Origin of the sequence: Xanthobacter sp. NM-25 (assembly GCF_022138605.1) — a bacterium.
Lineage (GTDB): Bacteria > Pseudomonadota > Alphaproteobacteria > Rhizobiales > Xanthobacteraceae > Xanthobacter.
The window spans coordinates 520,864-534,469 of the sequence record NZ_JACBFS010000004.1; the positions used below are offsets into that span (position 1 = coordinate 520,864).

A 13,606-nucleotide genomic window follows, 5' to 3' on the forward strand; every position below is an offset into this window, starting at 1 on the left:
TGGGAGATCAGGAGCGGGGATGGTACAACTCTGCCTGCGAGCGCGCGCAGCGTTGACCTGGAGGCAAGGTCGCGCCGTCAATTTGGCTGCGGCTCTCGCAGCGGGAGGCGGACATTGACCCTGCCGGAAGGGATGAGATCGGGTGCACCAAGCCCGCTCGATCCTCAGCCCCGCTGCAGCCGGAAGGAGCACCGGCCGGTAGACGCCCCAGGCGCGGCCTGGAACTGAATGTGGATCGGCCGGCTGGGGAGATGCGGCTGTGGGTGATGCCGTTCTCAAGGACGCTTTCGTTTACCTGCTGGCCGCCGGTATCCTCGTGCCGCTCTTCCATCGGGCGCGGATTGGCGCCGTGGTCGGCTTCATCGTGGTGGGCGCGGTGCTCGGGCCGCATGGCCTGGGCCGCTGGGCGCACGACTTCAGCTGGATCCAGTTCATCACCATCTCCAGCACCGAACGGGTCGCGCCCTTCGGAGAGCTGGGCGTGGTGTTTTTGCTGTTTCTCCTGGGCCTCGAGTTCTCCGCGGGCCGCTTGTGGGCGCTGCGGCGGGAGGTGTTCGGCATCGGCGGCATCCAGGTGCTGTTTTGCGGCATCGCCTTGACCCTGGCCGCCCTGGGCGCGGGGGTCGACGACCCCGGGCTCGCCATGGTGCTCGGCTTCGCCCTGGCCCTGTCGTCCACCGCCGTGGTCACGCAAATCCTGGTGGAAGAGCACCGTTCTCTGGCCCCACTGGGCCAGCTCGTCATCGCCGTGCTGCTGTTTCAGGACCTGATGGTGGTGCCGATCCTGCTCGCCACCGAGCTGATCGCGGGTGGTGGCGGCAATGTGCTGATGCTGGCGGCGTCAGCATTGGCCAAAGCGGTGGCGGCCGTCGCCGCGATCCTCATCGCCGGCCGTTATGTGATGGCGCCGCTGGTGGGCATGGCCGGGTCCACCCGCTCGCGCGCGCTGATCATGGCCATCACCCTGGTGGTAGTGGTGGGCACTGCCGGCATCACCCGCGCCGCCGGCCTTTCTGGGGCGCTTGGCGCGTTTCTGGCCGGCATGCTGCTGTCGGAAACCGCCTATCGACACCAGATCGAGGTGGACCTGGAGCCGTTCAAGGGGCTGCTCATCGGCGTGTTCTTCGTCACCGTCGGCATGGAGGTGGATTTCGCCGCCGTGCTGCCGCGCCTGCCGCTGATTTTGGCCGCGACGGTGGGCCTGCTGGTGGTGAAGTCCGCCGTCAATTTCGGCGCCCTCAGGGTCATGCGGGTTCAGAAGGCGGATGCGGCGGAAGCCTCCATCCTGCTGGCGCAGACCGGAGAATTCGCGCTGGTGGTGCTGGGGCTTCTCGTGGCCAAGGGGGCGGTGACCAGCGCCGAGGCCGGCCTGCTCGTCGCCATGGTCGGCCTGAGCCTCGCCGCCACTCCATTTTTGGGCCGCATCGGTCGCCGCCTCGGCCGGCAGCTGGAGGCGCAGGCCCACGACCATCTTCTGGCCGCCGGCGAGGCGCACAGCCGCGATCATGTCATCATTGCCGGTTTCGGTCGCGTCGGCCGCATGGTGGCGGAAGCGTTGGAACGCGAAGAGATCGCCTTCATCGCGGTGGACAGCGATCCCCGTCGGGTGGCGCTGGAGCGCTCCAGCGGCCGCGCGGTCTATTTCGGCGATGCCAGCCGCGAGGAGATTCTCGACCGGCTCGGTATCGACGCCGCCCGTGCGGTCATGGTGACCCTCGATAATCCGGCGGCGGCCGAACGCCTGGTGGCGGGGGTGCGTCGGCGCTGGCCCACTGTGCCCGTGGTAACCCGTGCGAAGGACCTGGACCATGCGCGCCGGCTGGCGAACCTCGGCGTGTCCGGCGTCATTCCCGAGACGGTGGAGGCCAGCCTGCAGCTTCTGACGCGCCTGCTCACCGCAATCGGCCTGCCGGAGACGGTGGTGGCGGAGCGCATCGCAGACGCGCGCGCCCGGGAGGAAGCAGGCATCCAGCAGCCGCCCGCCTGAGGCCGCCGGCGGGGCTGGCGCGCGCCCTCCGCAACATCAGGCTTCCCCCGGCCGGAATACTGCCCCATGAAGGCGGCAGGAGGATTGCCCGCCCGCCGCGCGGCGCCCGGGCAACAGCTGAGGTCGAGGTTTATGGGGACTCGCTCCGCGCGCCAGCGCATCTTTGATATTCTCGAGCGCGACCTGCCCGGCGATCTGGCTGCCGATGTGGTCCATTACCTGCTGATCACGCTGGTTCTGCTGAGCGTCGGTGGCGCCGTTCTCAGCACCGTACCAAGCCTGGAGCTGGGTGATCTCGTCTGGTTCACCATCGGCGAGCACATCGCGCTCGCCCTTTTCAGCATCGAGTATCTGGTGCGCATCTGGGTCGCGCCGGAGCATCCCCTGCGCCGGACCATGCCGGCCTGGCGCGCGCGACTGAGCTACGTGGCGACACCGGCCGCCATCATCGACCTGATCGCCATCCTGCCGTTCTTCGTCGGGCTGGTGCTGCCACTGGACATGCGGGCCCTGCTGGTGCTGAGGCTGCTGCGCTTTCTCAAGCTGGCCCGCTACTCCTCCGGCTTCAACGCCCTGTTCCTGGCGATTAAGCGCGAGCGCTATGCCCTGCTGGCCTGCCTGGTCATCCTGTGCACCGGCGTACTGATGGCCGCCACGGCACTCTACCTCACCGAACGCAATGTGCAGCCCGACAAGCTCGGCTCCATTCCAGAAGCCATGTGGTGGGCCATCACCACTCTCACCACGGTGGGCTACGGCGATGTGGTGCCGGTCACGGTGGTGGGGCGGGTGATCGGAGGCATCACCATGGTGGCGGGGTTGATCATGCTGGCCCTGCCCATCGCCATCATCTCCAGCTCATTCTCCGAGGTGATCTCCAAGCACAATTTCGTCGTCACCTTCTCCATGCTGTCCCGGCTGCCACCCTTCTCCGACCTCGCACCGCCGGTCCTGGGAGACCTCCTGCCCCTGCTGAACTCGCGCAGCTTCGATCGCGGCCGCCAGGTGGTTCGCCCGGGCGACACCAGCCGCCGGGTGTTCGTGGTGCTGGAGGGGGAACTGGAGGCCGCGGCGGCCGATGGGCCGATCCGCCTCGGGCCCGGCGATGTCTTCAGCGGCGCGCCGGACGTGACGGTTCCGGTGCGGGCGCTGAGCAAGAGCAAGCTCCTGGCCATCGAAGAAGACGAGATGCAGATCCTGATGCTGCGCTATCCCGATGTCATCCAGCGCCTGGTGGAGATGGCGCAGAAGCCGACCGGCGGCGCGGCCTTCCGCCGCCCCCCGCGCCATCGCAAGCCGCGATTGTAAAAGCCCGTGGCTGGTCCCTGGCCGCCCCACAGCCGCACAGCGCCAGACAAAAGAAAACCGCCGGCGCCCTCGGGCGCCGGCGGCGGAACTCAACAGCAAACGCGCATGGCGCCTCAGGCCGCCATGGCCTTGTTGAGGTTTTCGGCGATCTTGTCGAGGAAGCCGGTGGTGGAGAGCCACTTCTGATCGGCGCCCACCAGCAGGGCCAGATCCTTGGTCATGTAGCCGCTCTCGACGGTGTCCACGCAGACCTTTTCGAGGGTCTTGGAGAAGCTGGCCAGCTCTTCGTTGCCATCGAGCTTGGCGCGGTGGGCAAGGCCACGGGTCCAGGCGAAGATGGAGGCGATGGAGTTGGTGGAGGTCTCCTTGCCCTTCTGGTGCTCGCGATAGTGGCGGGTCACGGTGCCGTGGGCGGCTTCCGCTTCCACCGTCTTGCCATCGGGGGTCATGAGCACGGAGGTCATCAGGCCCAGCGAGCCGAAGCCCTGCGCCACGATGTCGGACTGCACGTCGCCATCATAGTTCTTGCAGGCCCAGACATAGCCGCCGGACCACTTCAGGGCCGAGGCCACCATGTCGTCGATCAGGCGGTGTTCATAGGTCAGGCCGCGCTTCTCGAACTCAGCCTTGAACTCTGCGTCGTAGATCTCCTGGAAGATGTCCTTGAAGCGCCCGTCATAGGCCTTCAGGATGGTGTTCTTCGTGGAGAGATAGACCGGATAGTTACGCATCAGGCCGTAGTTCAGCGACGCGCGGGCGAAATCGCGGATGGAGTCATCCAGATTGTACATGGCCATGGCCACGCCCGAACCCGGGAACTTGTAGACTTCCTTCTCGATCTTGGTGCCGTCCTCACCCACGAAGGAGATGGTCAGCGTGCCCTTGCCCGGCACCTTGAAATCGGTGGCGCGGTACTGATCGCCGAAGGCGTGGCGGCCCACCACGATGGGCTGGGTCCAGCCCGGCACCAGGCGCGGCACGTTCTTGCAGATGATGGGTTCGCGGAAGATCACGCCGCCGAGAATGTTGCGGATGGTGCCGTTGGGCGACTTCCACATCTCGTGCAGGTTGAACTCCTTCACCCGCGCTTCGTCCGGGGTGATGGTGGCGCATTTCACGCCGACGCCATACTGCTTGATCGCCTCGGCGGCCTCGACGGTCACCTTGTCCTGGGTGGCGTCGCGGTTCTCGACCGACAGATCGTAATACTTGAGGTCGATGTCGAGATAGGGGTGGATCAGCTTGTCCTTGATGTACTGCCAGATGATCCGGGTCATCTCGTCGCCGTCGAGCTCGACGACCGGATTAGCCACCTTGATCTTCGCCATGTGGACGACCTTTCGGGGTGCGCAGCGCGCGGAATGAATGTCCGGCAGAAGTTGCCGCAGGTCCACCAGCAGCGCGGCTCCCTGGAGTACGGCCCCCCGGGGTACGGCAGCCCACCGGGGATGCCGTTCCGCGTCTGGGAAGCCCTTGCGGCAATCCTCCCACGGCGCCGCTATACACCTGCACACCGAGCTAAGAAAGCGCCAATCCCATCACCTTTGGCATGAGAGGCGCGCGGCAGAGGCGCGCGGTCACGCGCTCGACGTGGCGGCGACGGTGTGCGACAGAGCGGCCGGAGAGGAACGTGATGCCAGGATCTGGAACCGACAGTACCAAGCCATGGGTCACCGGCGGGCCGGTGGTGATCCTCGTGGAACCCCAGCTGGGGCAGAATGTGGGCTCGGCCGCGCGGGCCATGGGCAATTTCGGCCTGTCGCGCCTGCGCCTCGTCAACCCGCGCGAAGGCTGGCCCAATGAGCAGGCTCGCATCTTCAGCGCCGGCGCGGACCGAATCCTCCAGGGGGTGGAGGTCTATCCCGATCTGCGCGCCGCCCTGGCCGATGTGAATTATGCCATCGCCGCCACCGCCCGCGAGCGCGGCATGGCCAAGCCCGTGCTGGGGGCGGACGGCGCCGTCGCCGATGCCGCCCGCCGCCTGGTTCAGGGCGCCGAGGTGGCGCTGGTGTTCGGCCGCGAGCGGACGGGGCTTTATACCGAGGAGGTGTCGCTGTGCGATGCCATCCTCACTTTGCCGGTCAACCCCGCCTTCGCCTCGCTCAATCTCGCCACCTGCGTGGCGGTGACGGGCTATGAATGGTCGAAACTGGCCAGCGCCGGTGCCCTGCCCTTCGCCCCGCCGGAAAAATCACCTCTGGCCGACAAGGGCGACCTGTTCGCCTTTTTCGATCATCTGGAAGGGGCGTTGGAGGAGGCCGGCTTCTTCCGCTCGCCGGAAAAGCGCCCCTCCACCACCCGCAATATCCGCAACATTTTCCACCGGCTCGGCCTCACCCGGCAGGATCTCGCCACCCTGCATGGCGCCATCACCGCGCTGGTGGAAGGCCGGGAAGGCCGCGAGGCGCGCAAGGCCCGCCACAATGCGGAAGCCGCCGCGCGGCGGGCCGAGAAGACCGCCACCGGCATCCCCGCCAAGCCCCCGCACGACGCCCCCTGACGGCCGGCGCCCGGCACCGGGCGCGCCCGCCATCGGTTCACAGCCGCCTGAGCCGGGTCACCTGGCCGGGGCTGTCTGGCCGGGGTTGTCTGGCACCCCTGCCTGGCAGGGCGACTTGGCAGGGCGACTTGGCAGCACGACATGGCCCCGATCACTTCCCCCCGTCCCTCGCCGCCGGCCCCTCGGCCGCCGGCCAGCGTCATCCACAGCCTTGATGCCGATGGTCGGCGTGCCTTCTTTGCAAGCGCGCCAGCTCTGCAAAACCATAAGCCACAACGCTTTGCACACTCGCATGCGAATGGCGGCGGCCCCTCATCCACAGGCGGGTGGGGTGAGACATGGCTGCCATGACATTTTTTTGGCAGCGAGCCCTTTCCTTCCACGAGGGGCATTGCTACATACGCCTCACCGATCGACGGCGCAGCCACTTCAACCGATCGGCCTTGACGCGGGGTGGAGCAGCCCGGTAGCTCGTCAGGCTCATAACCTGAAGGTCGCAGGTTCAAATCCTGCCCCCGCAACCATCGATTCCTGCGATTTGGAAGGCGACCCGGAAGGGTCGCCTTTCGCGTTCTCGGCGCCATTTCGCAGTGGTCGGATGTTGCGCGTCCCCGCAACCACCGATCCCTGCGAAAGCAGGTCGTCGAGAACCCCGGCTTCCGCAAGGACGTCGGGGTTTTTCTTGCCCGCCGCAAAGCGCAGGATCGCCGCCAGATCGCCGCGCAGTACGATCTGCAACTCGGCCCCTGCGGGGACCAACACGATCCGCTCGACGAGCGAGCGGAACGTCTGCGCCGCCTGGGTCGTGGTTTCTTCGTTCAAAAGATCCCCGTACAGCGCCAGGATCCGCTGATGGTAGACCTCCGCCATGTTCGGATGCAGCAGCGGCGGCGGCTCCTCCGCGTTCGCCAGCATCTCGGTCAGCTCCGCCTTGCGGGCTTCGAGCTTCTCAATCTTGTCCTTGAGCTTCAGGGGCGGAATGCCCTGCAAGATGGCATCGATCGCCTTGTCGAGATCGCGGTCGGTCCTTTCCAGCTCGCGCCGCCACCCTTCCGCATCCGAGCTGCGCTCGATGCGGCGGCGGTTCACCTCCCGGGTGAACTCGGCGCAGAACTCCTTGAACAGGCCTGGCTCCATCAGATGAGTGTGCAGACCCTGCAACACCGACTTCTCAAGCGCATCGCGCCGGATGTTCAGCCGGTTCTCGCAGATGCCTTTGTTGCGGGCACCGAAGCAGCCGAGCAAGTCCTTTGAGATCATGGTGTAGCCGCTGCCGCAGCAGCCGCATTTGACCAGTCCCGTGAACAGGTATCTCGGCCGACGATGGGTATTGAGCGTATTCTCACCCGGCTCGGACGCCGGCTCGTAGGCGAGCGTCTGTTGACGGGCCTTCACCGCATCCCACGTCTCCTGGTCGACGATCCGCAGCTCTGGCACCTCCTGAATGACCCACTCGCTCTCAGGATTGAGGCGCGAAACCCGCTTTCCGGTGTCAGGGTCCTTCAGATAGCGCAGCCGGTTCCAGACCAGCTTGCCGATGTAAAGCTCATTGTTAAGAATGCCGACACCACGCTTCGGATTGCCGTGGATCGTCGTCGGCCCCCATTCCTTGCCTTGCGGGCCGGGAACGCCTTCCCGATTGAGCTTCATGGCGATCGTGCGCGAGGACTGGCCGGCGAGGTAGTCGGCGAAAATGCGCCGGACGGTTGCCTCCTCCGTCTCATTGATCGTGCGGTCGCCGCGAATCGCTTCGCCGCTGGCATCAAACTGCCTGACCACATCGTAGCCGTAGCACAGGCCGCCGCCCGACTTGCCCTCCTCGACACGCCCGCGCAGTCCGCGCCGTGTCTTGTCGGCCAAGTCCTTGAGGTAGAGCGCACCCATCGTCCCTTTCAGTCCGATGTGCAGTTCGCTGACCTCGCCTTCCGACAAGGTGATGATCGTGACGCCGACGAAACGCATACGCTTGTAGAAGCCGGCGATGTCCTCCTGGTCGCGGGAAAGGCGGTCGAGCGATTCCGTGAGGATCACGTCGTACCGCCGCTTGAGCCCGTCTGAGATCAATTGCTGGATGCCGGGCCTGAGAAGCGAGGCGCCGGAGATCGCACGGTCCGAATAGCTGTCAACGACATGCCAGCCCTCGCGCTCGGCGCGCGCGCGGCAAAGGCGAAGCTGGTCCTCGATCGAGGCTTCCCGTTGATTGTCGGACGAGTAGCGGGCGTAGAGAGCGACCTTCATGAACCAGCCCCTCATTCCGGGAGGCGATCGTCGGTTTCTCGCTTCCCACTCCCTTCAATGAAGTCCTTCGCGGCCTGTCGCGCAAGCAGACGGACCAGCTCGACAAGCCGCGGATCCGGCCTCGCAGGATCAAAAGCGGTCGGACGCTGAGCCGGTTCGAGAACCAGCCGTGTCCTCTCCGCTGTCGTTGCTCTTCGCTTTCCTGCCACGGCATCCCCGCCATCGGGCGGACCCAGTCGCCCCACGCGAAGAGTGGGACGAGAACCAGTGGCTGAGAATGCGAAATCGCGGCCATTTCAACGACCTCAGACGTAGTGTGCCGCTCGTCGTCGTAACCCGTCGTAGACGATCGCACTATGTGCGGCGGAACAAGCGAACCTCAGCGTAATAATACTTGAAAATCGCGGACTGCGAATCCCCAAAACTCGCCGATTTCCAAAGAAAATCAACGCCCCTTCAATCTCGGTGTCCGCCGTCGCGCGCTAGCTTGAACTTGGCTGTATCCGATGTGGGGAGAGATGGTCTCGGCCATCTCTCCCCCGCGACTGCCGCCTGCGCCATGGCAGAGCCGCGCGCTCTCAGGGCGGCACAGAACCACAACAGCCAACACTATTTCGATCCACCCCGCTCGCCGCGCAGCCCGACCATGCTCGCCGGCAGCCGCCCCTCTCTCTGCCGAGCGCTCACGCGCCCCCGGGAGGCATGTCGGGGACATGCCTCCGGCATTGACGGAGAAAGGATCGGACCCATGGCTAGGACTGCAAGGAAGACCAAGGTTGCCGCTGGTGCGGCGGAAGCGGTTGCGGAAGCGGAAGCCCACGCCGTCCCGGAAGTGGTCGCCGTGCCGGCGACCACCGAGGCCGGCGCGGCTTCGCAGGCCGGAAGAGGCGCAGAGACGACCACCCCCGCCGCCAGCGGCGAGACGGCTTTCATTCCGCTCAACAAGCTCAAGAAGTCCCCGCGCAATGCGCGGAGGACCCCGCATAGTCCGGCGACCATCGAGGCACTGGCGGCCAGCATCGCCGCCAAGGGCATGCTGCACAATCTCGTGGTGGAGCCCGAGCTTGACGCGGCGGGCGAGCCCACCGGCTCCTATTTCGTCACGGTCGGGGAAGGCCGCAGGCTGGCCCTGCTTCTGCGCGCCAAGCGCAAGGAGATCAGGAAGACGGAGCCGGTGCGCTGCGTCATCGACACGGCGAACGACCCGCACGAGATCAGCTTGGACGAGAACGTCACCCGCGAGGCGATGCACCCGGCCGACCAGTTCGAGGCGTTCCGCGAGCTTGCGGAACATCGCGGATGGGGCGCGGAGGACATCGCCGCCCGCTTCGGCGTCACCGCGCAGGTGGTGCGCCAGCGCCTGCGGCTCGGCGCGGTCAGCGCCAAGTTGTTGCAGGTGTACCGCGACGGTGGCTTGAACCTCGACCAGTTGATGGCCTTCGCCATCACCGAGGACCATGCCCGGCAGGAGCAGGTTTTTGAAAACCTTCTCCACAACCGCGAGCCGTGGATCATCCGCCGCGACCTGACGAAGACCAATGTGGCGGCGACGGATCGGCGCGCGATCTTTATCGGCCCGGAAGCCTACGCCGAGGCGGGCGGCACCATCCTGCGCGACCTGTTCACGGAGGATCGCGGCGGCTATTTCGAGGGTGCCGCGCTACTGGACCGGCTCGTCATCGAGAAGCTGGAAGCCATCGCCGCCGAGGTTCAGGCGGCGGAGGGCTGGAGTTGGGTCTCGGTCCATATCGACTACCCGCACGGCAACGGCATGCGCCGCGCCTATCCGCAGCCGGTGGACCTGCCCGAGGACGAGGAAGCCGCCTACGCCGCCGCGCAAGAGGAATACAACCGCCTGTCGGAGGAATGGGACGGCGCGGACGAACTCCCCCCGGAGGCGGACGAGCGGTTCGGGGAGCTTGAGGCGGAAATGGAGCGCGTCGACGCTCTGAGGCGTGCCTATGATCCCGACGACATCGCGCGCGGCGGCGTCTTCGTCGTGCTCGCTCATGACGGAAGCACCCGCATCGAGCGCGGTTTCGTCCGTCCCGAGGACGAGAAGCCCGAGACGGAAGCCGAGGACGGCGACGCCGTGAGCGATGGCGTTCGCGTCACCGAGGATGGCGAGATCATCGAGGACGGCGAACTTGACGAGGAAGGGAACCACGTTTCCGCCCTCGAACCGGAGGACGAGGACGCCGGGGATGCGGGCAAGCCGCTCTCCGACCTTCTCGTGCGCGACCTCACGGCCCACCGCACGCTCGGCGTGCGTCTCGCCCTTGGCGAACAGCCGGACATGGCGTTTATCGCCGTCACCCATGCCCTTGCCGCGCAGACCTTCTATCGCGGCTCGGATGCCACCTGCCTCGACATCCGTCCGAGCAGTCCGCACCTTGGCGGGCATGCGGACGGCATCGAGGACACCGCCCCGGCGAAGGCGCTGGCGGATCGTCATGCCGGCTGGCAGGCGGATATGCCGCGCGACGTGGCCGACCTGTGGGGCTTCATCGCCGCGCTGGATCAGGCGAGCGTGCTGGCGCTGTTCGCACATTGCGCCTCACTCACCGTCAATGCGGTGAAGCAGCCTTGGGAGCGCAAGCCGCGCGCCCATGAGACCGCCGACCGGCTGGCGACGGGTCTCGCCCTCGACATGGCGGCGCACTGGACGCCCACGGCGCGGAGCTATTTCAGCCGCGTGACCAAGGCGCACATTGTCGCCGCCGTGCGGGAAGCCGTCAGCGACGAGGCAGCGGAGCGGATCGCCGGCATGAAGAAGCAGCCCATGGCGGAAGCCGCCGAGCAGCTTGTCGCTGCCACCGGCTGGCTCCCGCCGCTCCTGCGAACCGAGCGGCCGGCTTGGCTGGACGAACCGGAAGCCGAGGCCGAAGCGGTCATGGAGGCCCCGACCGCCGCTGCCGACGATGCCGGCACGGCCGAGGACGCCAGAGCCGTCAACCACGTCGCCGAGTGAGCCCACGGCCGGAGCCGCCGCCTGCGGCTCCGGCCAGCCTCCCGGCAGCCCCGAGAATTTTCCGGCCGCGCCGTCACGGCGCGGCCGGAAACCTCGATAGCCCCACTACCTGGAACCGGACCCATGAAAACCGAGAGCGAGCAGCGGGCCACGCTGGCCCGCATGGAAAGGGCGCGCGCCGAAACCGAGCGCCACCTTGCCATCATCGAACGGCAGATCGCCGGCCGCGCCGAGCGCATCGCCATGAGCACCCATGTCCAGACCCGGCGCTTCGGACGCGCGACCTCCCGATGGAACCCCGCCGACGAGCGTCGTTGTCAGGAGACGCTTGCCACGCTGCGCTTCGAGCGGCGCGCCGAGATCGAGGCGCTCGCGCGCAAGCTGGCGCGGCAGGCCGGCGCCATTGCCGCCTTCCGCCTGCGCCACGGGCTCGACGCGGCAACGGGGGAGTTGGCGTCATGACCCCGCGTGTCCCCCGCACCGAGCCGCTGATCCCCGATGACCTGCGCGATCGGCTCATCGAGAACGGCTGCGTCAGCGAGGAACGCGACGGCTTCGACCCGTTCCCGGTGGTCAAGCTGTTCACCCCCGACGCCGGAGCCACATGGCTCATCGCCGAAGCCTATGCCGAGGATGGGGACCTCCGGCTGTTCGGCCTGATGGACCTCGGCCTCGGCAGTCCCGAACTCGGCTACGCTATGTTGTCCGAGATCGAGGATGCGCGCGGCAAGCTCGGCCTGCCAGTCGAGCGCGACCTGTATTTCAAGGCCGAGCATCGCCTCAGCACCTATGCCAAGATCGCCCACCGTGCCGGCATGATCGTCACCTGAACCGGCGTTCCGGAGGCGATGGACCCGCCGTCGCCTCCGGACTGCCCGCAACCAAAGGGGGCCGTACGTGTTCCTCGTCATCGTCATGGCCGTGGCGTTCACCGTCATGCTGTGCGGGCTCGCCTATTCGCTGGCGACCTACGCGCTGCCCTTCATGGTCACGCTCGCCGCCGCGCGCTTCGCCTACGCCACCGGGGCCGGGCTGGTCGGCGCGGTCGTGGTCGGCCTCGCCACCGGAGCCGCAGCCTTCGGCATTCTCGCGACCCTGTTCGCCACCGTTCGAGCGCCGATCCTGCGGATAGCCCTCGCCACGATCTTCGCCGTTCCCGCCGCCGCGGCGGGTTACGCGCTCGTGCATGGCGTGACCCATGACGCCATCCCTTCGGACATCTGGCGGCAAGTCTTCCGCATCGCCGGTGGCGCGTGTGTCGGCCTGTCGGCGCTCGCACGGCTGGGCACGCCGCCGTAGCAGGCCGCACAACCCGGTGGGCTCCATTCTGTGTGACGATCCCTTCTATGGCCGGAGCCCGGACGTCGAGGCTCTTGTGCTGCAACAAGCCGACCCCCAAAACTGCCGCAGGTTGTGGGAGTTTTGCGATACCTCTGCCGAGCCACGGGAAATGCGGGCTTTGATGAATAGGCGCATATTGATTTCAGGATGCTCAGGTGGTGGAAAATCAACACTTCTCGCTGAACTCGCCTCGCGAGGCTTTTCAGTCGTAGAGGAACCCGGACGCCGAATCGTCAAGCAAGAGCTTGAGCGCAACGGCAATGCCTTGCCTTGGATTGACATGGTGGCATTTGCACGCCGAGCGATCGAGGTCGCGATAGAGGATCATGTTGCAGCTTCGTCGCAGCCCGGCTGGACGTTCTTCGATCGAGGGCTTGTTGATGCTGCTGCCGCGCTTCAACATGCGACTGGCGGGCCGCTCCAAGAGGAACTGATCGCCGCCAACCGCTATCACGAGCGGGTATTCCTTGCTTCTCCTTGGCCAGAAATCTACTGCGCCGATCCAGAGCGCCGACATGGCTTTGACGACGCGGTTGCCGAATACGATCGGCTTGCGACACTTCTACCGATGCTCGGCTATGAAATCCTGATACTGCCGAATGTGCCGGTCCGCGAGCGGGCGAATTTCATTCTCGAGCACCTGCCCGTACCCGGATCGAACTCGTTGGCGTCCCGCAAACCCTAAGTATTGCGGTGATATTCCCGGCGTTGATCTTTTCAGGGCAAATCTGTCGCAACCATTCAGGTGCAGAAAGAGAGGGCTGAGAGATTGGGCGCGCCGGCCTGCGGCCGGCCGGGCTCTACTCGCGGCAGGCCGCTCCCCGAGCCGGCAACGCCGTCTCGGCCTTCGGTCACGATCTCTCGCGCAAGAGGGCGGCGGCGGGCATTCCCACCGACGACGCCCCACCGGACGACCGGGCTCCCCCGAGGGGTGGGATCAGTCGGCCACACGGCAGGAGGCCATGAGGACAATCGCCTCCGGTGCCTGTCTCGACGAGGCGCGCATCGGTCGACACGGGAGCAGCGAACGAAGAACCGAGACGAGCCCGGAGCCGGCGATGCCGTCGCGGCCCTCGCGGGAGGTCTTCTTCCACGCGATGATGCTGGAACCCGATGGCAGCGAAGACGAGGGTCAGCCGGCCGCCCCCTTGTCGTTGTCGCCCTCAGTGCGGAGCCTGGGCGTTCCACCTTGACGCCGAGGCCGAGGGCCGTGCCGGGCGCCCTTTTGGCGAAATCCTTGACGCTGGCGATGTGAAAGCGC

10 protein-coding genes and 1 tRNA gene are annotated in these 13,606 nt (G+C 66.5%); 9 read left to right on the forward strand and 2 right to left on the reverse strand.

What is annotated here, in order from left to right:
* The first annotated feature begins 259 nt into the window (after positions 1-259).
* On the forward strand, positions 260-1,987 hold the full coding sequence (locus MEU52_RS14100) for a cation:proton antiporter domain-containing protein (protein ID WP_238123088.1): 1,728 nt from the start codon (positions 260-262) through the stop codon (positions 1,985-1,987).
* Between the two features lie 132 nt (positions 1,988-2,119).
* Entirely contained in the window at positions 2,120-3,295 is a 1,176-nt protein-coding gene (locus MEU52_RS14105) for a cyclic nucleotide-gated ion channel (RefSeq protein WP_238123089.1), read from the forward strand.
* A 113-nt stretch (positions 3,296-3,408) separates the two neighbouring features.
* Here the strand turns inward: MEU52_RS14105 and MEU52_RS14110 are convergent, their stop codons facing one another.
* Complete coding sequence (locus MEU52_RS14110; RefSeq protein WP_238123090.1) at positions 3,409-4,623, reverse strand: NADP-dependent isocitrate dehydrogenase; 1,215 nt, start codon at positions 4,621-4,623, stop codon at positions 3,409-3,411.
* Between the two features lie 305 nt (positions 4,624-4,928).
* Between MEU52_RS14110 and MEU52_RS14115 the strand changes: the two genes are divergently transcribed.
* A complete protein-coding gene (locus tag MEU52_RS14115) occupies positions 4,929-5,795 on the forward strand; it encodes an RNA methyltransferase (protein WP_238123150.1) in 867 nt (288 codons plus the stop codon).
* Positions 5,796-6,242: 447 nt separating this feature from the next.
* A tRNA-Met gene (locus MEU52_RS14120) sits at positions 6,243-6,319 on the forward strand.
* Here the strand turns inward: MEU52_RS14120 and MEU52_RS14125 are convergent.
* On the reverse strand, positions 6,276-8,048 hold the full coding sequence (locus MEU52_RS14125; RefSeq protein ID WP_337927147.1) for a recombinase family protein: 1,773 nt from the start codon (positions 8,046-8,048) through the stop codon (positions 6,276-6,278). The genes MEU52_RS14120 and MEU52_RS14125 overlap by 44 nt on opposite strands.
* A gap of 733 nt (positions 8,049-8,781) precedes the next feature.
* Here MEU52_RS14125 and MEU52_RS14130 point away from each other — a divergent pair.
* The 5 genes from MEU52_RS14130 (at position 8,782) to MEU52_RS14150 (ending at position 13,030) form a co-directional block, all read left to right on the forward strand.
* Positions 8,782-11,004 (forward strand): ParB/RepB/Spo0J family partition protein, encoded by a 2,223-nt coding sequence (locus MEU52_RS14130; RefSeq protein ID WP_238123091.1) that lies wholly within the window; start codon positions 8,782-8,784, stop codon positions 11,002-11,004.
* Between the two features lie 123 nt (positions 11,005-11,127).
* Positions 11,128-11,466 (forward strand): hypothetical protein, encoded by a 339-nt coding sequence (locus tag MEU52_RS14135; protein ID WP_238123092.1) that lies wholly within the window; start codon positions 11,128-11,130, stop codon positions 11,464-11,466.
* Positions 11,463-11,834: a DUF2958 domain-containing protein gene (locus MEU52_RS14140; RefSeq protein WP_238123093.1), complete on the forward strand. Its 372-nt coding sequence runs from the start codon at positions 11,463-11,465 to the stop codon at positions 11,832-11,834. The genes MEU52_RS14135 and MEU52_RS14140 overlap by 4 nt, the downstream gene beginning before the upstream one ends.
* A gap of 67 nt (positions 11,835-11,901) precedes the next feature.
* Complete coding sequence (locus tag MEU52_RS14145; RefSeq protein WP_238123094.1) at positions 11,902-12,303, forward strand: hypothetical protein; 402 nt, start codon at positions 11,902-11,904, stop codon at positions 12,301-12,303.
* A 163-nt stretch (positions 12,304-12,466) separates the two neighbouring features.
* On the forward strand, positions 12,467-13,030 hold the full coding sequence (locus MEU52_RS14150) for an AAA family ATPase (RefSeq protein ID WP_238123152.1): 564 nt from the start codon (positions 12,467-12,469) through the stop codon (positions 13,028-13,030).
* Positions 13,031-13,606 lie beyond the last annotated feature (576 nt).